General features: G+C 43.2%; 26 protein-coding genes. 19 read left to right on the plus strand and 7 right to left on the minus strand.

What is annotated here, in order from left to right:
• Positions 1-158 precede the first annotated feature (158 nt).
• Both M3P07_RS06135 and ychF read right to left on the minus strand, forming a co-directional pair.
• Positions 159-1,391 (minus strand): IPT/TIG domain-containing protein, encoded by a 1,233-nt coding sequence (locus M3P07_RS06135; protein ID WP_249969015.1) that lies wholly within the window; start codon positions 1,389-1,391, stop codon positions 159-161.
• A 453-nt stretch (positions 1,392-1,844) separates the two neighbouring features.
• Positions 1,845-2,939, minus strand: coding sequence for a redox-regulated ATPase YchF (ychF, locus tag M3P07_RS06140; protein WP_249969016.1), 1,095 nt, complete (start codon positions 2,937-2,939; stop codon positions 1,845-1,847).
• 407 nt (positions 2,940-3,346) lie between these two features.
• On the opposite strand from ychF, the gene speB reads away from it, so the two are divergent.
• A complete protein-coding gene (gene speB / locus M3P07_RS06145) occupies positions 3,347-4,141 on the plus strand; it encodes an agmatinase (RefSeq protein WP_249969017.1) in 795 nt (264 codons plus the stop codon).
• On the opposite strand, the gene M3P07_RS06150 is transcribed toward speB, so the two are convergent.
• On the minus strand, positions 4,122-4,475 hold the full coding sequence (locus M3P07_RS06150) for a 4Fe-4S dicluster domain-containing protein (RefSeq protein ID WP_249969018.1): 354 nt from the start codon (positions 4,473-4,475) through the stop codon (positions 4,122-4,124). The two genes, speB and M3P07_RS06150, sit on opposite strands and share 20 nt — an antisense overlap.
• Positions 4,476-4,562: 87 nt before the next feature.
• Between M3P07_RS06150 and M3P07_RS06155 the strand changes: the two genes are divergently transcribed.
• The 8 genes from M3P07_RS06155 to M3P07_RS06190 all read left to right on the plus strand — a co-directional run bounded on the left by M3P07_RS06155 (position 4,563) and on the right by M3P07_RS06190 (position 12,260).
• Positions 4,563-5,588, plus strand: coding sequence for an acyl-CoA reductase (locus M3P07_RS06155; RefSeq protein ID WP_249969019.1), 1,026 nt, complete (start codon positions 4,563-4,565; stop codon positions 5,586-5,588).
• 114 nt (positions 5,589-5,702) lie between these two features.
• Positions 5,703-6,767 carry a 3-phosphoserine/phosphohydroxythreonine transaminase gene (gene serC, locus M3P07_RS06160; protein WP_249969020.1) on the plus strand — a complete coding sequence of 355 codons (1,065 nt, stop codon included), beginning with the start codon at positions 5,703-5,705 and terminating at the stop codon, positions 6,765-6,767.
• Positions 6,768-6,825: 58 nt separating this feature from the next.
• On the plus strand, positions 6,826-7,779 hold the full coding sequence (locus M3P07_RS06165; RefSeq protein WP_249969021.1) for a D-2-hydroxyacid dehydrogenase: 954 nt from the start codon (positions 6,826-6,828) through the stop codon (positions 7,777-7,779).
• 75 nt (positions 7,780-7,854) lie between these two features.
• Positions 7,855-8,496, plus strand: a complete 642-nt coding sequence (locus M3P07_RS06170) for a DUF937 domain-containing protein (protein ID WP_249969022.1) — start codon at positions 7,855-7,857, stop codon at positions 8,494-8,496.
• Between the two features lie 67 nt (positions 8,497-8,563).
• The gene (locus M3P07_RS06175) at positions 8,564-9,025 is read left to right on the plus strand and encodes a DUF6146 family protein (protein WP_249969023.1); all 462 of its coding nucleotides are present in this window, start codon (positions 8,564-8,566) and stop codon (positions 9,023-9,025) included.
• 30 nt (positions 9,026-9,055) lie between these two features.
• Positions 9,056-9,571 carry a DUF6787 family protein gene (locus tag M3P07_RS06180; protein WP_249969024.1) on the plus strand — a complete coding sequence of 172 codons (516 nt, stop codon included), beginning with the start codon at positions 9,056-9,058 and terminating at the stop codon, positions 9,569-9,571.
• A 54-nt stretch (positions 9,572-9,625) separates the two neighbouring features.
• Positions 9,626-9,961: a hypothetical protein gene (locus M3P07_RS06185; RefSeq protein ID WP_249969025.1), complete on the plus strand. Its 336-nt coding sequence runs from the start codon at positions 9,626-9,628 to the stop codon at positions 9,959-9,961.
• A 40-nt stretch (positions 9,962-10,001) separates the two neighbouring features.
• Complete coding sequence (locus tag M3P07_RS06190) at positions 10,002-12,260, plus strand: TonB-dependent receptor (protein WP_249969026.1); 2,259 nt, start codon at positions 10,002-10,004, stop codon at positions 12,258-12,260.
• Positions 12,261-12,297: 37 nt separating this feature from the next.
• Here the strand turns inward: M3P07_RS06190 and M3P07_RS06195 are convergent, their stop codons facing one another.
• The 3 genes from M3P07_RS06195 to msrA are packed head-to-tail and all read right to left on the minus strand — an operon-like array spanning position 12,298 to position 13,787.
• Complete coding sequence (locus tag M3P07_RS06195; protein ID WP_249969027.1) at positions 12,298-12,582, minus strand: hypothetical protein; 285 nt, start codon at positions 12,580-12,582, stop codon at positions 12,298-12,300.
• A 40-nt stretch (positions 12,583-12,622) separates the two neighbouring features.
• Positions 12,623-13,222: a GTP cyclohydrolase I FolE gene (folE, locus tag M3P07_RS06200; protein WP_249969028.1), complete on the minus strand. Its 600-nt coding sequence runs from the start codon at positions 13,220-13,222 to the stop codon at positions 12,623-12,625.
• A 4-nt stretch (positions 13,223-13,226) separates the two neighbouring features.
• On the minus strand, positions 13,227-13,787 hold the full coding sequence (gene msrA, locus M3P07_RS06205) for a peptide-methionine (S)-S-oxide reductase MsrA (RefSeq protein ID WP_249969029.1): 561 nt from the start codon (positions 13,785-13,787) through the stop codon (positions 13,227-13,229).
• Between the two features lie 158 nt (positions 13,788-13,945).
• Here msrA and M3P07_RS06210 point away from each other — a divergent pair, with 158 nt between their 5' ends.
• The 3 genes from M3P07_RS06210 (at position 13,946) to mgrA (ending at position 16,462) form a co-directional block, all read left to right on the plus strand.
• Positions 13,946-14,611 (plus strand): ABC transporter ATP-binding protein, encoded by a 666-nt coding sequence (locus M3P07_RS06210; protein ID WP_249969030.1) that lies wholly within the window; start codon positions 13,946-13,948, stop codon positions 14,609-14,611.
• A gap of 1 nt (position 14,612) precedes the next feature.
• Positions 14,613-15,380 carry a TIGR02757 family protein gene (locus tag M3P07_RS06215; protein ID WP_249969031.1) on the plus strand — a complete coding sequence of 256 codons (768 nt, stop codon included), beginning with the start codon at positions 14,613-14,615 and terminating at the stop codon, positions 15,378-15,380.
• 65 nt (positions 15,381-15,445) lie between these two features.
• Positions 15,446-16,462 (plus strand): L-glyceraldehyde 3-phosphate reductase, encoded by a 1,017-nt coding sequence (gene mgrA, locus M3P07_RS06220; protein ID WP_249969032.1) that lies wholly within the window; start codon positions 15,446-15,448, stop codon positions 16,460-16,462.
• Between the two features lie 6 nt (positions 16,463-16,468).
• Here mgrA and M3P07_RS06225 read toward each other — a convergent pair whose 3' ends face one another.
• Complete coding sequence (locus M3P07_RS06225; protein WP_249969033.1) at positions 16,469-17,599, minus strand: Gfo/Idh/MocA family protein; 1,131 nt, start codon at positions 17,597-17,599, stop codon at positions 16,469-16,471.
• 131 nt (positions 17,600-17,730) lie between these two features.
• Here M3P07_RS06225 and M3P07_RS06230 point away from each other — a divergent pair, with 131 nt between their 5' ends.
• From M3P07_RS06230 to M3P07_RS06260, 7 genes are all read left to right on the plus strand, one after another.
• On the plus strand, positions 17,731-19,218 hold the full coding sequence (locus M3P07_RS06230; protein ID WP_249969034.1) for a S10 family peptidase: 1,488 nt from the start codon (positions 17,731-17,733) through the stop codon (positions 19,216-19,218).
• A 5-nt stretch (positions 19,219-19,223) separates the two neighbouring features.
• Positions 19,224-19,802: a hypothetical protein gene (locus tag M3P07_RS06235; RefSeq protein ID WP_249969035.1), complete on the plus strand. Its 579-nt coding sequence runs from the start codon at positions 19,224-19,226 to the stop codon at positions 19,800-19,802.
• Positions 19,803-19,809: 7 nt separating this feature from the next.
• Positions 19,810-20,451, plus strand: a complete 642-nt coding sequence (locus M3P07_RS06240; protein ID WP_249969036.1) for a chloramphenicol acetyltransferase — start codon at positions 19,810-19,812, stop codon at positions 20,449-20,451.
• Between the two features lie 68 nt (positions 20,452-20,519).
• Positions 20,520-20,789: a hypothetical protein gene (locus M3P07_RS06245; RefSeq protein WP_249969037.1), complete on the plus strand. Its 270-nt coding sequence runs from the start codon at positions 20,520-20,522 to the stop codon at positions 20,787-20,789.
• Positions 20,790-20,830: 41 nt separating this feature from the next.
• Positions 20,831-21,520 carry an SGNH/GDSL hydrolase family protein gene (locus M3P07_RS06250; RefSeq protein ID WP_249969038.1) on the plus strand — a complete coding sequence of 230 codons (690 nt, stop codon included), beginning with the start codon at positions 20,831-20,833 and terminating at the stop codon, positions 21,518-21,520.
• A gap of 1 nt (position 21,521) precedes the next feature.
• On the plus strand, positions 21,522-22,457 hold the full coding sequence (locus tag M3P07_RS06255) for a TolB-like translocation protein (RefSeq protein WP_249969039.1): 936 nt from the start codon (positions 21,522-21,524) through the stop codon (positions 22,455-22,457).
• Between the two features lie 188 nt (positions 22,458-22,645).
• A complete protein-coding gene (locus M3P07_RS06260; RefSeq protein ID WP_249969040.1) occupies positions 22,646-24,427 on the plus strand; it encodes a tetratricopeptide repeat protein in 1,782 nt (593 codons plus the stop codon).
• Positions 24,428-24,494 lie beyond the last annotated feature (67 nt).

The raw sequence follows: 24,494 nt of genomic DNA on the forward strand, positions 1-24,494 counted from the left end.
TTGATGGATGAGCCATTTGGATTGATGATTGCGGAAATTGGACTATATAAAACTGACACGAAGGTCACGAATTAACGCTACTGGCCTTAAGAACCAAAAAACACCGGCCCAACAATGGTACCGGTGCTTTACAAAAAATGAAAAACAATCCTTATTATCTATTGAATAACCTGGGGTTCCTGTACCAAAATTTCCAGAAATACTGTACGATTATTCCCAGAACCATTGATATCATTGACTTTGATATATCCTTTTGCACCCGCTTGGTTTATAAAACTGTAAACCGATCCGACTCCAATTATTTGGGCGCTATTACCATCATTACCTATGTTGTTTTCCACATCGGTGGACGTTATACCATCCAAACTTGTTATTTGGACCGAATTAAATTTGGTGGTTGAAGAATTAGCTTCCAATAAGTCCCCAAAACCAAGTCCTTCCCTTGCATCGGGTGAAATTAATTTTACCCAATTAGTACCTGGACCATCTCCATCAAAATTGGTGACCCCAATGGTAATATCTATGCCCATTTGTTCTGCTATTGTTAATTCGTCAGGTACATCCTTGGCCTTGTAAGCCTCTGGTTCACCTGAATTCAAACAATCATTAAATTCATTTCCTTGGGTGCCATAGCCCAGGTTTTGTGTTTTCGGGTTGAGCAAACGGTACAAACCTCCGCTACCGCCTTGTCCCTGCGCAACCACATCGATGGTATGGGAAGCAGTAGCAAATGCTTCATCGTCCTCATCTTTGACCATAACGATATACTCCACAATGTCGTCTACCAATTCTGTAACAACAAATTCATAGGTTGCACTAAATTCGGTGTCCCCCACTTCAGGGGCATCATAGTCGTCTTCAATTGCTATAGGTGTAGCTCCATTCACAGATTTGTACAATCCAAACTCAGAAATACCTTCTTCCGCAGTAACGCTCACGTCGATGCTTACACTTTCTCCAATTTCAAACTTAGTGGTTGTATAATCATAGGAGGGTACAATTCCCACAACGGCAGTGGGATCTATGGTTACCGTAAAAGTTTCTGTGCTGGTTGCGGTACTGGAACCAACCTTTACGCTAACCTTGCCAGAAGTTGCCCCCTCAGGAACATCGAACTTAAGCTCATTGGCTTTGGCACTATTAAGGGTAACGGCGGTGCCGCCAAGAGTAACTGTGTTTTCGGATGCGACTGCACTAAACTCAGAACCTACAACTGTAATTTCAGTACCTACTTCCCCTTTCAAGGGCGAAATGCTAGTAATGGAAACTGAGACTTCTGGTGGTGTGTCGTCGTCATCTTTTTTACTACATGCCACAATAAAGAGCATGGCTAATAAAGGAAGTGCAAAGACATTCCATTTTTTTACTTCAAAAATGCTGGATTTTCTCATAGAACTTTTGTTTTTGGTTTAAGATTCAAAAGTCCTGTTTTGAAGGAAGTTTTATACCTATCAATTCACGAATGGGTGGTTTGGGTTGACGGATGTGGGGTTTGGGTTGACGGAAGATACCAATGTTCAATTAGCAATTAACAATGAACAATTTTGAATTGGGGGTTTTTAATGTTGGATGGAACTCAAACAAAACGTTAAAAATTCAACATTTAAAACACAAAATTAACCGCAACATGAAGTTCTATGAATATTGTCAAGTATTATGCTTTCTATACAAACCAATGGATTCAACATCCAATTATTTCCTGGATTTACACGAATTCCACAAATTAACTCAAAGATATTGTGATTGCGGTGGATTCTTATTCCACAAATTTTTACGAATTTGGAATTACTAGGGATTCAGGTCTTGTGTCTTGTATCTTAATTCTAGGGTCTAACTTCAAGGGTCTAAACGTTGAACCTAAAAAGCATCACATCGCCATCTTTAACGATGTACTCCTTGCCTTCCACTCGCATTTTTCCGGCTTCCTTTACCTTCGTCTCACTACCGTATTGCACATAATCGCTATAAGAGATTACCTCGGCACGGATAAATCCCTTTTCGAAATCGGTGTGGATTACCCCAGCAGCTTGGGGAGCGGTGGCCCCAACTGGAATGGTCCAGGCACGAACCTCTTTTTTACCTGCGGTGAAATAGGTTTCCAAGTCAAGCAACCTGTAAGCACCTCTAATAAGTTTGGCCGACCCGGGTTCTGAGAGTCCCAAGTCTTCCAAGAACATTTGGCGTTCTTCGTAGGTTTCCAGTTCGGTGATGTCCGCCTCGGTCCCAACGGCCAAGAAAATTACCTCGGCATCCTCATCGGCAACGGCCTTCTTTACTTTCTCTACGTATTCGTTACCATCCACTGCAGCGCCTTCATCCACATTGCACACATACATTACGGGCTTGTCCGTGATCAACTGCAGGGGTTTTACGTATTCCCAGTGGTCATCATCAGAAATAGAAATGGCCCGAACCGAAGTCCCTGCCTCCAATGCCTCTTTCAATTGGTTTAAAACATCAGCTTCCTTTTGGGCATCCTTGTTACCCGTTTTGGCGGCACGTTTTACCTTGTCCAGTTTTTTCTCAACGCTCTCCAAATCGCGCAACTGAAGCTCCATATCAATGGTCTCCTTATCCCGAATGGGATCTACGGAACCGTCTACATGCACAATGTTATCATTATCAAAACAACGGAGCACATGTAAAATGGCATCGGTCTCCCGAATGTTGCCCAAAAACTGGTTGCCCAGCCCCTCTCCTTTGCTGGCTCCTTTTACCAAACCTGCAATGTCCACAATCTCAACCGTTGCTGGAATCACTTTTTCTGGGTCCACCAATTCTTCCAATTTTTCCAAACGGGGGTCGGGTACGTTTACCACACCAATATTGGGTTCAATGGTACAGAATGGAAAATTGGCACTCTGTGCCTTGGCATTGGACAAACAATTGAAAAGGGTCGATTTTCCTACGTTGGGCAATCCTACAATTCCGGCCTTCATTGTGTTAGTTGCTAGATTTTAGACGTTAGATTTAAGAAACAAGTTCAGGTTTCAGACTTCAGATAATTGACAATTGATTATTGATTATTGATTACTGTAAACTGATAACTGACACCTGATTTTGATTACTGATTACTGTTAACTGATTACCGTTAACTGATTTAAAGCGTGCAAATATACACCGAAGTTTTAGATGGCGATACTTAAAATCCTTTCGCGAGAAGATAAATTCCGATGATAAAAACGGAGAGAATGGCCAAAATTACAATTACGGAAAGAATGCACCCCAATTGTTTCCAAAAACCGTTGTATTCTTTTTCCTTTTCCATGCACTATATACCAATGTGGCTGCAAATGTATGAAGAATTGAAGCTTGGATGAACCAAATCTTTGGGTACATTTGAAAGATGAGCCAAATAACCCTTCAAGGAATTTTATTTGATGAAAAGTCATCTTATCTAAAAGGTCCGGCTTTGGCCCCACCATTGATTCGCAAGGCATACCGCAATCCCTCGGCCAATTATTGGGCGGAAAATGGACAAAACATCGAACCGGATATGTTGGATGACCTCGGAGATTTCGAAATCGACGATTACTTCAAGATTCGAGACATAACCCAGGCAAACATTCAAAAAGGTAGGCCGTTGCTGACCCTTGGGGGTGATCACTCCATCACCTTTCCGCTGCTCCAGGCTATTCATTCGGTGTATGGCCCTTTGGATATTCTTCATATTGATGCCCATAGCGATCTGTACTCCAATTTTGAAGGAGACCCGCATTCACATGCCTGCCCTTTCTATAACATTATGGACCAGCAACTGGCCGCAAATCTGTATCAAGTAGGAATCAGAACCTTAAATAATGAGCAACAAAAAAATGCCCAAAAGTTTGGAGTTCAAATCAACGAAATGAAGGATTTCAGGGCTTTTGATATGCCGAGGTTTAGAAACCCGCTTTACCTTTCCGTGGATATGGATGCCCTTGATCCGGCGTTTGCCCCAGGAGTATCACATCATGAGCCAGGAGGCTTGAGCACACGGCAATTGATTCAAATTATTCAGGAGATAAACGTACCATTGGTCGGCGCAGACATCGTGGAATACAATCCCACTAGGGATATCAACGATATGACCGCCATGGTCTGTGCAAAAATTTTTAGGGAAATAATCGCGAAAATGCTGCCTACCCGTCCGGGTGCATAAAACTCTGCTTCCCTAGAAGCACTTCTTCACTTTCCACCCTGTCCTCATCGGGTACGCAACAGTCTACCGGACATACTGCCGCACATTGGGGTTCTTCATGGAAGCCCATACATTCGGTGCACTTATCCGGGGCTATATAGTAGATTTCGTCGCTTATAGGTTCCTGCACTTCGTCGGCATTCACAGCCTTGCCATCAGGTAGCACAACATCACCGGTCAAAGAAGTACCATCACTATAGCGCCACTCGTCCGCCCCTTCGTAAATGGCCGTGTTTGGGCACTCGGGCTCACAGGCTCCACAGTTAATGCATTCGTCGGTTATGATAATCGCCATAATTTTCTTTTTCAGGTATGCCGAGTTTGTTTCAGCATGCTTACATTTGGGCAAAAATAAACCCTACCAAATTAGTGTACAAATATAATGACGGCCCATAACCCAATAGTGCAAGCTTTTGTTAAACTTGGAGGTTTTATCCAAGATTTTTGTGAAAACGGCAATCCTGAATTCCAGGAATGTCTGCACAGGGCCGAACAACAAAACGCCTGGTTTACCCAAGAAAATCTTCAATATTGTCTAAATTATTGGGCTAGTCTTCTGACCGAGGATAAACTTAACGCCTGGTTGGACAGGTATACCCTAAAGGGTGACGGGCAGGCCAAGACGGTTGGCGTGATTATGGCTGGCAATATTCCCCTCGTAGGGTTCCATGACTTTATTTGCGTGCTGTTATCCGGTCACAAAATCCAAGCTAAACTATCTTCCAATGATATAGTGCTCCTGCCCTATTTATCAAAACAATTAATCACTTTTGAACCACAACTTGCAGATTCCATCAATTTCGTTGAAGGCAAGTTGGACCATTTTGATGCGGTAATAGCCACAGGGAGCAACAATACCAGCCGATATTTTGAATATTACTTCGGAAAAAAACCAAATATCATTCGAAAAAACCGAAACGCAGTTACCGTTCTCACTGGCGAGGAATCGCAGGAGGCATTGAGCGCTCTAGGCGATGATATTTTCCGATACTTTGGATTGGGTTGCCGAAATGTTTCCAAGATCTATGTTCCCCAAGATTACGATTTCGATACCTTTTTCAAGGCCATTTATAATTATAGGGACATCATCAATCAGCATAAATATGCCAACAACTACGACTACAACAAAGCGGTTTATCTAATGAGCGAATTCAAGATTTTGGATAACGGCTTTCTGGTCCTAAAGGAAGATGAAGGGTTCTCCTCTCCCATCGCTTCGCTTTTTTATGAAAAATTCGATTCCATAGATACCCTAAAACAGCAATTAATTGCTCGTAAGGAGGATATACAGTGCATTGTTGCCAGCGGCTTTGCCAAGGCTGAAATTGCACCTGGACATTCGCAAAAACCTAATCTGGATGACTATGCGGACGGGGTGGACACCCTTGATTTTTTACTCAAGCTTTAGGTGAATCAAACCATTTTAAGATCCAAGTTTTTTTAAGACCTTTGGGGCTTAATTAAAATAAGCTGGTCAACTTTTTTTGATTCGGCACTTTTCGAAAACCTCAAACAACGAACAATGAAAAAGCACAATTTTAGCGCAGGACCCTGTATTTTACCCCAAGAAGTCATGCAAAAAGCCTCCGAGGCGGTAGTGGAGTTGGATGGTATTGGACTTTCCCTGATAGAAATATCCCATCGCAGCAAGGAATTTGTGGCAATCATGGAAAAGGCCCGATCATTGGCCCTAGAATTGTTGGGGTTGGAGAACAAAGGGTATCAGGCCCTCTTTCTTCAAGGCGGGGCCAGTACCCAATTTTTAATGGCTGCCTACAATCTTTTAGAAAATAAAGCTGGTTATGTGAATACCGGGACCTGGAGCTTAAAAGCCATCAAGGAGGCGCGATTGTTTGGGGATATTGTAGAAGTGGCATCGTCCCAAGATCAAAACTTCAACTACATACCAAAGGGTTATAAGATTCCTAGCGATCTTGACTATTTGCACCTTACCTCGAACAACACCATTTTTGGGACCCAAATAAAGGAATTTCCAAAAACCAGTGTACCGCTTGTTTGTGATATGAGCTCGGACATATTTTCCCGTCAATTGGATTTTTCCAAATTTGATTTGATCTATGCCGGAGCACAAAAAAATATGGGACCCGCCGGGACCACCTTGGTTGTGGTAAAAGAGGATATTTTGGGCAAAGTATCACGTCAAATTCCATCGATGCTGGATTATAAGGTGCATGCAGGCAAGGATAGCATGTTCAATACACCTCCTGTTTTTGCGGTATATGTTTCCATGTTGACGATGCAATGGTTAAAGGATTTGGGGGGAATTGCTGCCATTGAGGAAATCAATGAGCGTAAAGCCAATCTTATCTATTCCGAAATTGAATTGAATCCCGTTTTCTCCGGTTTTGCGGCAAAAGAAGACCGTTCTTTTATGAACGCCACCTTTAACATCACCGATGAGACCTTAAAGGAACTGTTCGATGAAAAATGTAAAGAAGCAGGCATCAGTGGCATAAACGGACACCGTTCCGTAGGCGGATATCGCGCATCCATGTACAACGCCATGTCCCTTGAAAGCGTTGGGGTCCTTGTGGATATTATGAGTGAATTGGAAAAAAAGGGATAACAAGCTAACAGTAATAAGCTGTAAGCAAAAAGCTGTTCGCTTTTAACTCTAAAGAGATATGAAAACCGTATTAGCAAACGATGGCCTCTCCCAAGCAGGGATAGCACTTTTGGAAAAAGAAGGCTTTAAGGTCCTAACAACAAAGGTCGCACAAGAACAACTATCAAACTTTATCAACGACAACCAAGTTCGTGCGTTGTTGGTCCGCAGTGCTACCCAGGTGGATAAAACCGTAATTGATGCCTGTCCCGACCTGGAACTAATTGGTCGTGGAGGTGTGGGAATGGACAATATAGATGTGGACCATGCCAAAGGCAAGGGGATCCATGTGATAAACACCCCTGCATCCTCCTCTTCATCTGTGGCAGAGCTGGTTTTTGCCCATTTATTCAGCGGAGCCAGGTACCTTCATGATGCCAACCGCAACATGCCCCTTGAAGGAGATAGCAAGTTCAAACAATTAAAAAAGAGTTATGCCAATGGCATGGAACTTCGTGGAAAAACGCTGGGAGTAATTGGCTTTGGACGCATTGGACAAGCCACTGCACGAATCGGACTCGCTTTAGGCATGAGGGTTATCTACACGGACCACAATGTGGAAGACTGCATTTTGGGCGTGCCTTTTTTTGATGGACAATCGCTTAGTTTTTCACTCAAAGCCAGTGCTATGGAAGAAGTGTTGCAAGAATCCGATTTCATAACCATCCATGTACCCGCTCAAAATGGCTATGTACTTAGTGCAAAGGAATTTGATATGATGAAGACCGGGGCGGCTGTCATCAATGCAGCACGTGGTGGAGTCCTGGACGAGGTAGCTCTTGTGGATGCCTTGGAAAAGGAAAAACTTTCGTTTGCTGGTTTGGACGTATATGAATCCGAACCAAACCCGGAGATTAGGATCTTGATGCATCCTAAAATTTCCTTGACCCCGCATACGGGTGCTTCCACGCAAGAGGCCCAAGAACGGATTGGGGTGGAATTGGCCAAACAAGTGGCAAGCCTTATCCAATAACAACTTTTTTGAAGAAACCCACACCATCAAACTTTCATTTTTGTACATTGTAAGTCTAAACTAAACACTATAAAAATGTCAGGATTATTAGATTTACTGAATAGCCCAATGGGCAAACAACTGATTAGCGGAGTGGCAGGACAGACTGGTCAACCCGAAAACAAGACCGCGGATGTACTGAGTATGGCCATGCCCCTTCTTATGGGTGCAATGAAACGCAACGTTTCCAATCAATCTGGCGCAGAAGGATTGATGAACGCCCTTTCTTCCAAACATGATGGCAGTATCTTGGACGACCTTGGAGGTCTTTTTGGCGGTGGCGTGGATCAAGGGGTGATGGATGATGGTGCCGGTATTTTGGGGCATATTTTTGGCTCTAAACAACCCCAAGTAGAAACTGCACTAAGCAATAGATCAGGGGTGGACGCAGGTTCCATTGCCCAAATCTTAAAAATTGCTGCTCCTATTTTGCTTGGATTCTTGGGACGACAGAGTAGACAACAAAAAGTGAGCAGTCCTGATGCCCTTGGTGGCCTTCTAGGTGGCCTGATGGGAGGAGGAAGTTCCGCCTCCAGACAGCAATCCCTCGTAGAAACATTTTTGGACTCCGATGGCGACGGAAGCGTGATCGACGATCTCGCTGGAATGGTATTGAGTGGGGGTGGCCAAAAGAAAGGCGGCTTGGGTGGTCTATTAGGCGGTCTCTTCGGAAAATAAAATACTGTTTAACGTTATTTAACAAGGCCATTTGAAATTTCAAATGGCTTTTTCGTACCTTAATAGTATGAAAAAGAACATTTTACAAGGAATAGCATTGGCGGTTTTATTTGGAGGGTTTCTGATTTCCTGCACCGCTCAAAAAGAAGCGTTGGCCATTTCTGACGAGGAAAAGGCATTGTTTAAAACCGAAGAAGGTGGCGAACAGGTGGAAATTTCCGATGAGGAAACCGAATATGAAATTATCATCATTGACCCTGGTTTTTTCAACTGGCTCAATAGCATAGCCAGACCAGAGGGCTATTATTCCCAGCATTTTCTGGAAAACAGGAATGAACTCATGGTCATAACATGGAATCAGAGGGTTTTGCAACCACAGCGGTTCGATTCCAATCTATACATGCTTCAAATTGATTACGATCCTAACATCGATTACGGTTACGAGGTCAACTATAAATTGTACAATTATTTCATCTACTTTCAGCGAAAGTACAACCAACGCTTAGGTCCCTTTATTCCAAGAATATAATGTACTATTTTTGCCGTCGAAATTGATTCGATGGAAAAAATAAAAAAGCGTTGGGACATCACCCAAAATTGGCAATATCTGTTTCCAGTTTTAGGAGTGGTCCTATTGCTTCTTACTGCATATACGATTACCAGAAGTTTACTACACTCGTTTGAACTGAACAATTCGATTTGGGAATGGTTCTTTACTTTGGGCGTTGCAGCACTATTATACTATGGAATGCTCAAGTTCTTTTTATGGTGCTTTCAAAAACTCTCCAAAAAATGGATTGTGGCCCATCGATGGGAAATGATTGCCATTTTTATCGTCTTCGCCATCACGGGGAGTGTGTCTGGGAAATTGGCCGGACCCTTGACCGAGATCATTGGCTTAAATCAAGAAACCGTAGCCGGCTGGATCTATTGGATAGCCAGAATTCTACTGATATTTCCCATTTATCAAGTGCTTTTGGTACTCTTCGGTTGGTTGTTCGGACAGTTTCGGTTCTTTTGGGACTTTGAAAAGAAGATGCTTAAACGCATGGGATTGGGGTTTTTAATCCCATAGTTTAAGGTTTTGTTAACATATTGATGTATTGGCAATGATCTACCTTTGCCAATCATGATTTCTTTTCTTCCAAAGCGTTTGGCAGTTTTAGCCTCTCTGGTATTGACGATTGGGATGTTGACCCCTTCGGTCATAAAACTGGCGCATACGTTTCATGGTCATGCTGAGGAGGAACATTGTGTTTCCTATGGAACCAATCACTTTCATGATATTGAGGTGGATTGTGATTTTCAGGATTTCAATACAGTCTCCAAGGTGTTTTTTGCCACCTTCGGCTTTGATTCAATCACCACAAGTCCTCTTGAATACCACAACACACTTTATTCCTTTCTTTTTATCCCTTTTAAAGGAGAACAGGTTTCTCTCAGGGGACCTCCCGTTGTTTCTTAGCGAATAGACGAACACATTTTTCAATCTTTTATTTCAAAAAATGAAACAACATTATTTGTCAGTGCTGTTGGCATTGGCCCCTATACTATTTTATGCACAAAACACAGTCAAGGGTGATATCTCATGCTCTGAGTGTGGCGAAATATTGGCAGGCGTATCGGTGTACTTGCCAGAAATCGAAAAAGGAACAATCACTGATATTGATGGAACCTATGAGATTACAAACCTTCCCCTCGGAAACTTTAAATTGGTTATTTCGGCCTTGGGTTATGAAACCAAGTCTGTGTCCATTAGAATATTGGAGGGGGAGAATATCCATAATTTTGAATTGGCCACCTCTGCCATTGAAATTGATGAGGTAATCTTGTCCACTCCGTTCCATAAACTACAACGTGAAAATGTGATGAAAGTGGAGCAAAAATCGGTGACTGAGTTAAAAAGCAATGGTGCCATAACCTTGGCCCAAGGTATTTCACAAATTCCTGGCGTATCGACCGTGTCTACCGGTGCAGGAATTGGAAAACCGGTTGTTCGAGGATTGAGTTTTAACCGGGTGCTGGTTTATACCCAAGGTATCCGGTTGGAGAACCAACAATTTGGTGCGGAGCATGGCCTAGGTGTCAGTGATGCTGGTATCTCTAGTGTGGAGGTCATTAAGGGACCTGCATCCCTACTTTATGGTTCCGATGCCCTGGGAGGTGTTCTATATCTCAATCCAGAGAATTTTGAGCTGTCAAATCAAACCTCTGGCGATGTCAATCTTAACTATATTTCCAGTACTGAAGGATATAATGCCAATGCAGGTTTTAAAACTTCAGGCGAAAAATTGCGATTCTTGGTTCGTGGTGCCGTTACCTCGCATGCTGATTATGTGACTGGGGCCGGGGACAAGGTCACCAATTCAAGATTTAAGGAAACCGATATTAAGGCTGGCTTAGGTTACCAGGCCACCCAATTCAAGTCCGAACTGCGATATAACTTCAACGATTCCAATCTAGGGATTCCGGAGGAGATTGGCGAACAGAACCGGGACCGGGATCCCCTATTGCCCAACCAAGAAATAGCCACCCATATTTTAAGTTCGAAGACCAACATTTTCTTTAAGAAATCCAGTTTGCAGGCCACCTTTGGTTACACATTTAATGATCGCAAGGAATTTGAAGAACATCACCATGGAGAGGAAGAAGAGGAAGAAGAGGAGGAAGAAGAAGAAGAAGAAGGCCCTGCTCTCTTTATGGAGCTGGGAACTTTTAATTACAATCTCCAATTCAATCCCAATTGGGGCAACGTGACCACCATTTTTGGGGTCCAGGGAATGCACCAAAAAAATAAAAATTTTGGTGAAGAGGTCTTAATTCCTGATGCCATAACCAATGATTTTGGTGTGCTGGCCACTTCGCATATCCATTTTCCAAAAAGTGACATTCAACTAGGTCTTCGGTACGATCTGCGATCCATTAACGGGGAACAAAATGGAATTGCAGGAGAGGAAGGATTCATCGATGACATCAGTAGAAATTTCAACAATTTCAATTTTGCTGCAGGATATCGTATAGACTTGTCCAATACCATTTTGGCCCGAATTAATATGGCCACAGGGTTTAGGGCACCCAATCTATCCGAATTAACCTCCAACGGCTCCCATGAAGGGACCAATAGATTTGAAGTGGGAAATTCGGATTTGGTGAGTGAGCAGAACTTTCAATTGGATTTGGCCTTGGAATATGCCAACAAACATGTGGAGATTTATACCAACGGGTTTTACAATAAGGTGGACAACTTCATATTTTTGGAGCCAAACGGGGAATTTGTAGAGGAAGACCCGGTGTTTTTGTTTCAGCAGCAAGATGCAAAACTGTATGGAGGGGAGTTCGGGGTTCACCTGCATCCACACCCATTGGATTGGTTGCATTATGAAAGTAGTTTTGACTTCGTGATTGGTGAGTTACAAGATGGCAACGATCTTCCACTAATTCCTGCGAACCGCTGGACCAATACCCTGCGTGTGGAATGGGATTCGTCTCAAACTGTGAAAGGTAGAAGCTATGCATTTATTACGCTCCAATCGATTTTTGACCAGAATAAGGTGTCAACTTTTGAAACTGCGACTCCAGGTTATGGCCTGTTGAATGCTGGATTAGGAGGAGAAACCGTGGTCTTCGGGCAAGAAATTAATTTCCGAATAAGCGGCAACAATCTGTTGGACAAAAATTACGTTTCCCATCTCTCTAGGTTAAAACCAGATGGCATCTCCAATATGGGAAGAAATGTGGTGCTTGGCATCAGTGTACCCTTATAATTTATACATAGGGCAATGGATAAATCGTACGGTTTATTTATTGCCCTTTTTTTCTGTTAAGAAGGTAGGTGTACACCCACATCAGGGTAAAGGAAGGAATAATGTCAAGACCTGGGATAAGCTCTTCCACAAAGGTGACCAAACCAGCCGCTTGACCAATTTTCCCCTTGTACATGCGGGTCATGAGCCAACCAGCCACAGGGGCCCAAATAACGTCGGAAAACTCCCCTATTCCAGGAATGGCAAAGGAAAGCATTCCGATTCCATCCAGTAGGATTCCTAATAAAAGTAGCTGGTATTTCTGATCCTTTACGTCGGTCATTGTGGAAAAATAGGAATTACAAACGAATTGCCGAAATGATCTAGGACAAATCCGAACTGATGAGTTTTAAGAACTCGTTGCGGGTCTCAATTTTTTCAAATTGGCCACGAAACCCCGAAGTGGTCGTAACGGAATTTTGTTTTTGTACGCCTCGCATCATCATACACATATGGGCTGCCTCGATCACCACCGCAACTCCTTTGGGTTTCAAGGTGTTGTTCATGCATTCCAAGATGTCATGGGTCAATCGTTCCTGAACTTGCAATCTACGCGCAAATACATCTACAATCCTAGGTATTTTGCTCAATCCTACTATATGTCCGTCAGGGATATAGGCGATGTGCGCTTTACCAAAAAAGGGCAGCATGTGATGTTCGCATAGCGAATACACCTCAATGTCCTTGATGATGACCATATCGTCATAGTCTTCCTTGAACATGGCACTGCGAAGAATCTCAGCGGCATCCTGTCTGTATCCTTGGGTAAGGAACAACATGGCCTTCGCTGCCCGTTCCGGGGTTTTTTTAAGTCCATCCCGCTGAAGGTCCTCCCCTATTTCGTCGATAATTTTTGAAAAGCGCTCCTTTACCTCGTTCGTTACGCTAATATTGTATTCCTCCAGATTTTGATATGGTGCCATAGGCTTATGATACGGTATTTAGTTTGTTCGAAAAATACTTATTGAGTTTTTTGATTTTTGGGTCAATAATAACCTGGCAGTAAGGTTGACTCGAATGTTCATTGTAAAAATTCTGATGCTCCTGTTCTGCCAAATAAAAAGGTTGGGCTTCCGAAACAGCAGTTACTACCGGCGCTCCGAATATTTTTTCCTTTTCCAAAAGCTTAATAAACTCCTCTGCCAATTCCTTTTGCTCGTCCGTAGTATAAAAAATTTCACTGCGGTATTGGGTGCCCACATCATTGCCTTGTCTATTGAGTGTTGTGGGGTCATGTGTGGCAAAAAAGACCTCCAATAGCTCCGTATACGATATCAATGTAGGGTCAAATGCAATTCGAATTCCTTCAGCATGACCTGTCCGTCCAGTACAAATTTCCCTGTAGGCCGGGTTCTTAATTGTTCCTCCTGTATATCCGGATTCCACTTTAGAAACCCCATTAAGGCGTTGAAACACCGCCTCTGTACACCAAAAGCATCCTCCTGCAAAAATTGCGGTTTCCAATTGTATTTTGTTTTGATTTTCCATGTAATGTCCCAAATTAATCAATCCAACCCATTTGATGGTCGAACTTCAGTTCATTTTTAAAGGAATTGTCGCAACAATACACAAAAACTTTATTTAAATCCCAGTTTTTTGCCTCCTCATCTGTATTCCTTACTTTCACTCCTCGAAGTGACCAATTCATGATAAAAGCCCTCAACATTAAAAAATCCTTTGGAAGCCTGGAAGTGCTCAAAGGAGTGGATTTGAACATTGAAAAAAGTGAGGTGGTGTCCATTGTCGGGGCCTCGGGTGCTGGAAAGACCACTTTGCTGCAGATTTTGGGAACCTTGGACGAACCCTCCAACAAAACGGATAGTTCGCTGTTTATTAATGGTATTGATGTTACCCAACTGAGGGACAAGGATTTGGCCCGGTTCCGAAACGAACATATTGGCTTTATTTTCCAGTTTCATCAGCTTTTACCAGAATTTACCGCTTTGGAAAATGTTTGTATCCCAGCCTATATTAAAAAAACATCCCGGGCAGATGCTGAGCAAAGAGCCAAGGAACTCCTGGATTTTCTAGGGCTATCCAATCGTTATGATCATAAGCCCAATGCCCTTTCGGGCGGAGAACAACAACGGGTTGCGGTGGCACGGTCCCTGATCAACAATCCTTCAGTTATTTTGGCGGATGAACCTAGTGGAAATCTCGATTCTGAAAGTGCCGACAACCTGCATCAATTGTTTTTTAAGCTTCGGGATGAGTTCGGGCAAACCTTTGTTTTGGTCACCCACAATACGGAATTGGCCAACATGGCGGACAGAAAGCTTACCATGGTCGACGGCCTTATTGTTTCCCGTTAACATGACCCAGACAGCGCTAAAGGAGTTTTTGGACGCCAAGGTGGAGCAATACAACCATCCCAAATTTCTTGAAGATGATCCCCTTCAAATTCCCCATCGATTTACCCTAAAAGAAGATATTGAAATTAGCGGGTTCTTGACTGCCACCATAGCATGGGGCAACAGAAAAAGTATTATCAACAATGCTTCCCGTCTTATGGAACTTTTGGATCAGGCTCCTCACGATTTTGTTTTAAACCATTCCGAAACTGACCTCGATAAACTTCAGCCGTTTGTACACCGCACCTTTAATGGTTTGGACTTATGTTACTTTGTAAAAGGCTTGAAGCATCTCTACAAAAACCATGGAGGTCTGGAGTCCATTTTCAATACGTATCAGCAACCCGATTCCCTACAACCCGCTATCTCAAAATTTAAGGGTATCTTTTTTGAGTTGCCCCATGAGCGGCGTACCACTAAACATGTTTCAGACCCGGAAAAAGGTTCCGCTGCCAAACGCATCAACATGTTTTTACGATGGATGGTGCGAGACAGTAAAACGGGAGTCGATTTTGGTATTTGGAAACAGATCCAGCCTAGGCAACTTTCCTGTCCGCTGGATGTACATTCGGGAAATGTGGCCCGTAAACTAAACCTTTTAAAAAGGAAACAAAATGATGCCAAAGCGTTGGCAGAACTCGATGCAAATCTAAGAGCATTGGACCCCCACGACCCGGTAAAATATGACTTTGCCCTTTTTGGACTTGGAGTTTTTGAAAAATTTAAATGATATTTTGTTAGGGGATTGTATGTTATTTTTGGGGACAACGTCTAACAAGGAAATCAAACCAAACAATGAACATCAACGACACTTCAGGCATTACCGCCTACGTTCCCAATGAAAACCGTTACGACACCATGAAATACCGAAGATGCGGTAAGAGTGGACTTCTGCTACCGATGATTTCCTTGGGCCTTTGGCACAACTTTGGCCATACGGACGACTTCAACAATGCGCGTCAACTATTACGAACCGCTTTTGATCATGGCATAACCCATTTTGATCTGGCCAATAACTATGGCCCACCCTATGGTGCAGCGGAGGATAACTTTGGGAGAATCTTTCAGAAGGACTTCAAGGATTATAGGGATGAATTGATTATTTCCACCAAAGCAGGTTGGGATATGTGGCCTGGTCCTTACGGAAACTACGGTTCCCGGAAGTATCTCATCGCTAGTTTGGACCAAAGTCTACAGCGTATGGGATTGGACTATGTAGATATCTTTTACCATCACCGCCCAGATCCAGAGACACCTTTGGAGGAGACTATGGGAGCCTTGCACCACATTGTGCAGCAAGGAAAAGCACTTTATGTGGGGATTTCCCAATACAATGCTGAAGATACGGCTCGGGCATACGAAATACTCAAAGAACTTGGAACTCCCCTGCTCATCCATCAACCGCGATACAATATGTTTGATCGCTGGATTGAAGATGGACTGTTGGACGTTTTGGGTGAAAAAGGAATAGGGTCCATTGCATTTTCTCCCTTGGAACAGGGTATCTTGACCAACAAATACCTGAAAGGACTCCCGGCAGATTCAAGGGCAGTAAAAGATGCCCGCTATCTGAAGTCAGATCAGATTACCTCGGAGGTTTTGGATAAGGTTGCAAAGCTTAATGCCATTGCCGAAGGAAGAGATCAAAGTTTGGCCCAAATGGCATTGGCCTGGGTATTACGTGATGAGAAAATCACCACGGTATTGGTCGGGGTAAGCAGAACAAGTCAATTGTTGGACAACATCGAAGCGCTTGATCGTGTTGACTTTAGCTCGGATGAGCTCAATCAAATCGAGGAAATTTTGGCTTGATCTTATTCAGAACCCGTATTCCGGGGGAAATTCAAGTTGGACCTTACGGCCACCTAGGGCAATGGATTCGTAAATGGCCTCTACAATCACCATATCCCGTCTTCCCATTTCCCCGGATGCAACATTGGGTGTGTTGAAAAGAATGTGTTTAGCAAAATCGTCCATTTGTAGTTTTTGCTGGCTTTCCTGCGGAAAATTTAGGGTTCCTCTTGAGGTTCTTCCTGCCAAGGGAATGTAGGTGCTGGCAGGATCTAGCTCAAACCATCCATTTTCACAAGAAGCAAAAAGCCGATTTGCCGAAATATTATGGGAGGTCATGATGTTGCCGATAGCGCCACTGTCAAATTCGAATTGAGCGGTAATGGTTTCATCAGTATCCTTAAAATACTCAGGTCGAGTACTAAACTCTTGGGCCGAAACGGAAATGGGATTTTCCCCAGTTCCATAAATTACACTTTGGATGGCATAGACTCCCATGTTCATCAATGCACCGCCACCGGACAGGGCTTTGTTTAAACGCCATTGTTGGGGATGGGACCCGGAATGGTACCCGGCGTCGGCAGAAATGTAGCGGATTTTCCCAAAGGTTTTTTCCCTTGCGTATTTTTTGATTTCTTGGGTATACGGTTCAGAATGGAGCCGATATCCCATACCCAATTTAACTCCTGCCTCCTTGCAAGCATTGATAATGGCATCGCATTCTTCAACCGAAATGGCCATCGGTTTCTCACAGATAACATGTTTGCCTGCCTTGGCCGCCCGGATGCAAAAATCGGCATGCATGCTGTTGGGCAATACCACATAAACAACGTCGATGGACTTATTGTTAACGATTTCATCAAAATTCTGATAATTGTAGATATTTTTCTTGGGGATGTTGTATTTAGAGGCCCAAACTTTTTCTTTTTCCGGAGTTCCAGTGACAATGCCTGCCAAATAGCAGTGTTTTGTATCCACAAGCGCTGGAGCCAGTTGATAGGTACTATAGCTTCCCAATCCTACCAGGGCGATTCCCAGTTTATCTTTTTCGTTTCTGTTGGTTTTTGAAATTGCCCATGGAGTCGCACCCAATAGTGCTGCAGCTCCCACCCCTTTGGCCACCTTGGCATTGAAGTTTCTTCTCGAAATTTCTTTCATGATATGATTTTGATCCTCCTTAAAGTTAGAAAGAAAGATTTTAACAAGATAGGGTTACTTTAAACGGATTATCCCTAACAATAATCCATCCAAAATCCATATTTTTAGAACGGTACTAATTCACTTAAATAATGAAATACAACTTGCTAGTATTGTGCACCTTCTTGTGCATATCCTTGACCTTTGCCCAAAACAGAAAAATTCCGGTTGACACTACGATTACAACCCAGCACAGCGTAACCATCGATGGGACCAACATGAGCTACACGGCCACCACAGGAACGCAACCTGTTTGGGATGAAATGGGGGAACCCATAGCCTCGTTGCACTATACCTATTACACTAGAAATAATGTGCGTGATCGTGCTTCACGTCCTCTATTGATTTCTTTTAATGGCGGCCCAGGTTCGGGCTCTGTATGGATGCATTTGGCCTACACGGGTCCGAGAGTCCTTAAAATCGACGATGAAGGGTATCCTGTTCAACCTTATGGGGTAAAAGAAAATCCCTTTTCCGTTTTGGATGTGACCGACATTGTATATGTGAATCCAGCCAATACCGGATACTCCAGGACCATTCCAGAGACCGGGGAAAAAGTGGATCGGGATAAATTTTTCGGCATCAATGCCGATGTTACCTACCTGGCGGAATGGTTGAACACTTTTGTAACCCGGAACAATCGCTGGCGTTCCCCTAAATATATTATTGGGGAAAGCTACGGGGGCACACGTGTCATGGGACTTTCCCTAGCGCTACAAAATCAGCAATGGATGTACCTCAATGGGGTAATCATGGTATCCCCGGCCGATTACAAGGTTATCCGGGTCGGTGGTCCGGTTTCCAGTGCCCTGAACCTGCCCTACTATACCGCTGCGGCGTGGCATCATAAGGCTTTGCCGTCCGAACTCCAAGGTAAAGACTTGCTGGAGGTTTTACCGGAATCTGAAGACTACACTATAAACACCTTGATTCCCGCTATAGCCAAAGGTGGATTTATTTCGGATGCCGAACGCAGTGCAGTGGCCAAAAAAATGGCCTATTTTTCCGGCTTAAACGAAAAAGATATCCTTGATCACAACCTTGATGTTCCCACACAATTTTTCTGGAAAAATCTGCTAAAGGACAATGGCGGATACAATGTGGGGCGCTTGGATAGCCGCTATCTAGGCATAGACCGGCAATTGTTTGGTGCTTCACCCGATTACTCGGCGGAGTTGACTTCTTGGCTACATAGCTTCACCCCAGCCATAAACTATTACCTTCAAGAAGAGTTAAAATTCAAAACCGATATCAAATACAATATGTTTGGTCCAGTTCGTCCATGGAACAATGAGGATGATAATACCAGGGACAACCTTCGTCAGGCCATGGCCCAGAATCCATATCTGAATGTACTTGTACAATCAGGTTATTACGATGGGGCCACCACCTATTTCAATGCCAAATACACCATGTGGCAAATTGACCCCAGTGGTCGGATGAAGGATAGATTTGAATTTAAAGGATACCGTTCAGGACACATGATGTACCTACGACGGGAAGACCTAAAAAAGGCCAATGACGATTTAAGAAACTTTATAGTAAGAACCACGGCCAAAGGAAAAAGTGCCAAATATTAAGAATTATGAAAAACATTGCTTTACTCTCCCTCCTATTGGGACTCATCACACAAAGCTTGATTGGACAAACCATCCCCTCCAAAGAATGGCAAATCAAAACCGCCTTAATGGCCGTTCCTGCAGATTACAAAGAAGGTGCCAAGGTATATGGCTATGATGCTTCGGGCAAATTTGTGACCTTGAGGGAAGGGACCAACGATTATATTGCCTTGGCACATGACTCCAAAAAGGAAAAATTCTCTACAGCGGCCTATCACAAGGAATTAGATCCATTTATGGCTCGCGGAAGGGCGTTAAGGGCTCAAGGGAAAGATGGTAAGGAGATTTTTGATATCCGGGAAGAGGAGGTAAAATCGGGAAAGTTAAAAATGCCGGACAAAACCACCCTCTGCATATTTTCAGGTAAGGTAAATCCAGAGACCTTGGAAATTGAAAATCCCTATGTACGCTATGTATTTTACATCCCCTTTGCCACCGGGGAATCTACGGGACTGCCTACTACCCCAACTCCCCCGGGACATGCCTGGATTATGAATCCTGGAACCCATAGGGCCCATATTATGATTACACCTCCGAAAAGCTAAGCGGCCAATGAAAAAAATTGTCTTTGACAATGCCCATCGGAAAAAGCATTTTACTTTTTTCAACCACATGAACCATCCACATTTTAATATTACCGCAAATGTGGAGGTAACCCAATTTTATGCAGACGTAAAAGCCCAAAACCTTCCATTGACCTACAGTTTGGTGTTTTTACTCTCCAAAGCCGCCAATGATATCAAGGAATTTAGGTGGCGGATTCGGGACGGAGAAGTTGTTGAACACAATTTGGTCCATCCGTCCTTTACGGTTCAGACGAATGAGGCCGATGTATTCAGTTTTTGTACGGTTCCCTTTATAAACCATGCTCAAGATTTTCTTGCGGAAGCCAAACGCATCAATGAAGCTATGAAAACTAACCCTTCGATTGAGGATGAACCGGGAAGGGACGATTATTTGTTCATGTCCGCCATCCCATGGGTGAGCTTTACAAGTATCCAACACGCCATGCATTACCACCCCCATGATTCGGTACCACGCATTAGCTGGGGCAAATTCTTCGACCAAAATGGCCATAGGATGATGCCCTTATCCGTACAGGCCCATCATGCGCTTGTGGATGGAAAGCATATGGGAAGGTATTTTGAAAATATCCAACAAATACTTAATAATTCTGATATATTATCACCATAATTCACTTATTACTGATAATACTGTAACATTTTTGAGTTTTTATATACCTATAATGAAAATATATCATTATGGGAGGAGAAGGAAGCATGATGCATGCCATCAAAAGTTTACAGCAGAATAGAAGTCTTTTAAAAAGAAGAAAAACAAGGACCAAGGAAGATGTCTTTGGGAAAGAAAGTGTTACCAAACTCAACCTGAAAAAATCTACTACGGCCGATGTTGAGCGCGTTCGACACTTAATGATGGCGCAAAAAAGAAAAAGTAAAATGATCGGGTGGATTGCCTTCGTTGGCACAATTGGTCTGTTTTTACTTTTTTATCTCATTCTTCGCGAATAGGATAGGGCTTTATTTGTTATTTTTAGCAAACGACCAATTCCATGTTCAAGCAAAGAATCCTAATCATCACCTTGTTGAGCTTCCTTTCCTTCTTTAAAAATACCCAGGCCCAAGATTGGGCCAATCTATCCAAGTATCAAGAAGCCAACGAGCAACTAAAATATGTCCCTGCTGACGAAAATCGAGTGGTATTTATGGGAAATTCCATCACCGAAGGTTGGTCTGCGGCCCTACCCTCCTTTTTCGAAAATCCGTCCTACATCAATCGCGGGATAAGTGGGCAGACGACTCCCCAAATGCTTATACGGTTTAGACCCGACGTCATCGATTTAAAACCCAAGATTGTTTTGATTTTGGCAGGAACCAATGATATTGCAGGAAATACTGGTCCCATGACTCTGGAACAAATTAAGGGCAACATTGTGTCCATGGCCGAGTTGGCCAAAGCCAATGGGATTATTCCCATAATCTGTTCTGTGCTTCCCGCTTTCGATTATCCTTGGAGACCAGGCAAAGATCCAAATATTAAAATTCCAAAACTGAATGGCATGCTCGAAGAATACTGCAAAGCTACTGGAGTGATGTATTTGGACTACTTTGCTGCCATGGCCGATGATCGCAATGGGCTTTCCAAAGCATTGGCCAATGACGGGGTGCACCCTACCAAGAAAGGATACGAAATCATGGTTCGGTTGGCCAATGAGGCCGTAAATAAAGCACTAAAAGAATAAGATGAAAAGGCTGTTCTTAATTTGCACTCTTCTTGTCTCTACGCTAGGGGTTACGCAAATCAAATTGGAAATAAAACCTGCTTTCGATGGGTTGCAGGAATTTGACAAGATCAGGGATTTGGCCCTGGACCAAACGGCTACCGAAGCTTATTTTACCATTCAATCAGCCAATGAAGAAGTGTCGGTAATTGCCAAGGCCACCAAAAAAGGTGAGACTTGGAACGCACCGAACATAGCTTCCTTTTCTGGGAGGTTCAAGGATTTGGAACCCTTTCTCTCCCCTGATGGACTACGATTGTATTTTGTCTCCAACAGGCCTTTGGACAATACCTCCACAACCCCAAAGGATTTTGATATCTGGTACGTGGAGCGCCCAACCCCGGATTCGCCATGGTCATCTCCCATCAACATAGGTAGTCCCATTAACACGGAACATAATGAGTTTTATCCCGCCATTGCCCAAAATGGAAACTTGTATTATACCTGCGACTGCCCTGGAGCATTGGGCAGGGATGATATTTTTGTCAGCAAGTTTCAAAATGGGGATTATACCACTCCTGTTTCGCTTGGGGAAAACATCAACTCCGAAGGCTTTGAATACAATGCGTTTATCGCTCCCGATGACAGCTATCTGATTTTTGGCGGATACAATCGGGAGGATGGACAGGGAAGCGGTGATCTATATATCAGTTTTAAGCAGGACAATGGCAATTGGACCAAGGCCAAACCGCTACCGACTCCCATAAACTCCCGATACATGGATTACTGTCCGTTCGTTGATAAAGCCAACAACACCCTTTACTTTACCAGCCGAAGAAGCGAAGCCGCCAATAATGGGTTTGAGACCGTGGAAGCACTCTCTAAATTTCTTGAGAAGTATGAGAATGGCAACAGCAGATTATATAAGGTGATTTTTGATGTAACCTCATTAAAATAGTCATTCCGAGGCATCTTTTTACAGATTTACCAAAAACACAGCATTTTCTGCCACCTAGACCGTTTGCCCCTCCATCCATACAATTCCTTACGCCAAAAATTCCAATTTGCTAATTTTGAACGGTTTATAAAATGCCGTTACACTTCAACCCCATCATTTTGTATCTTTAAATGCACAACAAGGTTTTAATGGAAATCGCCAACTACAAAGAGTCAACCACTACGGTTGCGGTTTTGCCGTTCCAAATTTTGGGTGAAACGGCAAGCATGAGTCCCGTGATTATGGGATTTACGGAAGACCTTATTGTAAACTTTTCCAAATTCATTGGGCTTTCGGTGATTTCCCAATACTCTACTTCTGGCATCACCAGTAATTCAGATGCCTCCATTTCACAGCTGGGAACGGACTATATCATTACTGGAAGTTTTAGGCCCCTGGATGAAAATCGATATAGAATTGCCATTAAACTCATAAGAACCAGGGACAACAAACTGGTTTTCGCAGGAAATCATGATGAAACCCTTGGTGCCATTCTCAATACCCAAAATACGGTTACGGAACAAATCGTGAGCATCCTGCAAAGGCGTATCAATCATGATCTACTTTCTTATTCCTACAGAAAGGAATCTGTAGACCTTGCTGCTTATGAAAATTGGCTGTTGGGTATGAACCTGCTAAAAAGGGGGACCGTAGAAAGCGATCTCAAGGCCAGAAAGCACTTTGAAATGGCCTTGGAAATTGACCCACAATTTGCCCGGGCGTATACAGGAATATCCCTTTCCTATTTCAATGAGTGGAGTTGTCAGCTTTGGGAACGCTGGGAAATAAGCCAAAAAGGAGCGCATGAGTATGCCTTGAAAGCCATAGAATTGGATGAGAACGATTACATTTCCTTGGCAGTTCTTGGGAGAACTTTCTTGTATTTGGGTGACTTTGACAAATCGGAGCATTTTCTGAGGAAATCGCTACGGATGAACCCCAATGATGCGGACAACCTGATTCTTATTGCCTTCTGCATGGTGTATTTGGGATATGCCAAAGAAGCCGAAGAGCTTTTTTTGAAGGCTCAAGTCCTAAATCCTTTGCACCCCGATATATATTTTCCCCATGCCTCCTTTATTTATTTTGAATTGGGGGATTTCGAAAAATCGGTCGAATTTGCAGAAAAGGTGAAGGATTCATCTGTATGGACCGACTTTACAGCTTATGTGGCTGCAGCCTATTATCATTTATCCCGTTTTGACAAGATGCAATCCTATTGGGACAAATATATTGCGCTGCACAAGAAGAATATCAATAAAGGAAAAGAAAACACCAAGGAACAAGCTTTACAATGGCAAATCATGGTAAATCCATATAAGTCCAATTCCAATCTAGAACCATTTTGGGATTATATGGGTCGGGAACACCAGGAACAAATCAAATCAAATAAACCTGTCTTCAACAACAAGGCAAGTTTTATACAAAATGGGGAGCTTTGGGAACTTGAATATTCCAACGAATCCGTGGTGATGAAGGATGCCAAGGGCCTACACGATATTGTTCGATTATTGGAACGGCCCGAAGAACAAATCCATTGTACTGACCTCATGGGTTCTGTGCTTGAAGCCGAGGGTACCGCCCTGGCTGATGGAAGGGCCGTGCAGGATTATAAGGCCAAAATCCAATCGCTTCAGGAGGAGCTTTTGGATGCAGAAGAAATGGGACTAACGTCCAAAGTGGTCCAGTTACGTGAGGAGTATGAGACCTTGATAGATCATTTATCCCAAGTAACAGGTCTATCCAACAAAATCAGAAAATCAGGGTCTTCCCTCGAAAAAGCTAGATCTGCGGTAACCTGGCGAATCAGGAGCGCTATCAAAAAAATGGAAAAGGCACATCCCAAATTGGCCAAGCATCTTTCCAATTCCATCAAAACTGGGACTTACTGTAGCTATGCTCCGGAGGCTCCACACTATTGGAACTTATAAACTTACAGGGTTTCCTCACATTGTAAGGCAAAAACTTTTGCTTTTATAATTGAACAAAACAATTAAT

It is taken from the genome of Flagellimonas myxillae, from assembly GCF_023502235.1.
Classification (GTDB): Bacteria; Bacteroidota; Bacteroidia; order Flavobacteriales; family Flavobacteriaceae; genus Flagellimonas; species Flagellimonas myxillae.

Bases quoted from the DNA above. Each gene is read 5' to 3' on its own strand.
- M3P07_RS06135 (WP_249969015.1), bottom strand. From the start codon at position 1,391: ATGAGAAAATCCAGCATTTTTGAAGTAAAAAAATGGAATGTCTTTGCA.
- ychF (WP_249969016.1), bottom strand. From the start codon at position 2,939: ATGAAGGCCGGAATTGTAGGATTGCCCAACGTAGGAAAATCGACCCTT.
- speB (WP_249969017.1), top strand. From the start codon at position 3,347: ATGAGCCAAATAACCCTTCAAGGAATTTTATTTGATGAAAAGTCATCT.
- M3P07_RS06150 (WP_249969018.1), bottom strand. From the start codon at position 4,475: ATGGCGATTATCATAACCGACGAATGCATTAACTGTGGAGCCTGTGAG.
- M3P07_RS06155 (WP_249969019.1), top strand. From the start codon at position 4,563: ATGACGGCCCATAACCCAATAGTGCAAGCTTTTGTTAAACTTGGAGGT.
- serC (WP_249969020.1), top strand. From the start codon at position 5,703: ATGAAAAAGCACAATTTTAGCGCAGGACCCTGTATTTTACCCCAAGAA.
- M3P07_RS06165 (WP_249969021.1), top strand. From the start codon at position 6,826: ATGAAAACCGTATTAGCAAACGATGGCCTCTCCCAAGCAGGGATAGCA.
- M3P07_RS06170 (WP_249969022.1), top strand. From the start codon at position 7,855: ATGTCAGGATTATTAGATTTACTGAATAGCCCAATGGGCAAACAACTG.
- M3P07_RS06175 (WP_249969023.1), top strand. From the start codon at position 8,564: ATGAAAAAGAACATTTTACAAGGAATAGCATTGGCGGTTTTATTTGGA.
- M3P07_RS06180 (WP_249969024.1), top strand. From the start codon at position 9,056: ATGGAAAAAATAAAAAAGCGTTGGGACATCACCCAAAATTGGCAATAT.
- M3P07_RS06185 (WP_249969025.1), top strand. From the start codon at position 9,626: ATGATTTCTTTTCTTCCAAAGCGTTTGGCAGTTTTAGCCTCTCTGGTA.
- M3P07_RS06190 (WP_249969026.1), top strand. From the start codon at position 10,002: ATGAAACAACATTATTTGTCAGTGCTGTTGGCATTGGCCCCTATACTA.
- M3P07_RS06195 (WP_249969027.1), bottom strand. From the start codon at position 12,582: ATGACCGACGTAAAGGATCAGAAATACCAGCTACTTTTATTAGGAATC.
- folE (WP_249969028.1), bottom strand. From the start codon at position 13,222: ATGGCACCATATCAAAATCTGGAGGAATACAATATTAGCGTAACGAAC.
- msrA (WP_249969029.1), bottom strand. From the start codon at position 13,787: ATGGAAAATCAAAACAAAATACAATTGGAAACCGCAATTTTTGCAGGA.
- M3P07_RS06210 (WP_249969030.1), top strand. From the start codon at position 13,946: ATGATAAAAGCCCTCAACATTAAAAAATCCTTTGGAAGCCTGGAAGTG.
- M3P07_RS06215 (WP_249969031.1), top strand. From the start codon at position 14,613: ATGACCCAGACAGCGCTAAAGGAGTTTTTGGACGCCAAGGTGGAGCAA.
- mgrA (WP_249969032.1), top strand. From the start codon at position 15,446: ATGAACATCAACGACACTTCAGGCATTACCGCCTACGTTCCCAATGAA.
- M3P07_RS06225 (WP_249969033.1), bottom strand. From the start codon at position 17,599: ATGAAAGAAATTTCGAGAAGAAACTTCAATGCCAAGGTGGCCAAAGGG.
- M3P07_RS06230 (WP_249969034.1), top strand. From the start codon at position 17,731: ATGAAATACAACTTGCTAGTATTGTGCACCTTCTTGTGCATATCCTTG.
- M3P07_RS06235 (WP_249969035.1), top strand. From the start codon at position 19,224: ATGAAAAACATTGCTTTACTCTCCCTCCTATTGGGACTCATCACACAA.
- M3P07_RS06240 (WP_249969036.1), top strand. From the start codon at position 19,810: ATGAAAAAAATTGTCTTTGACAATGCCCATCGGAAAAAGCATTTTACT.
- M3P07_RS06245 (WP_249969037.1), top strand. From the start codon at position 20,520: ATGGGAGGAGAAGGAAGCATGATGCATGCCATCAAAAGTTTACAGCAG.
- M3P07_RS06250 (WP_249969038.1), top strand. From the start codon at position 20,831: ATGTTCAAGCAAAGAATCCTAATCATCACCTTGTTGAGCTTCCTTTCC.
- M3P07_RS06255 (WP_249969039.1), top strand. From the start codon at position 21,522: ATGAAAAGGCTGTTCTTAATTTGCACTCTTCTTGTCTCTACGCTAGGG.
- M3P07_RS06260 (WP_249969040.1), top strand. From the start codon at position 22,646: ATGGAAATCGCCAACTACAAAGAGTCAACCACTACGGTTGCGGTTTTG.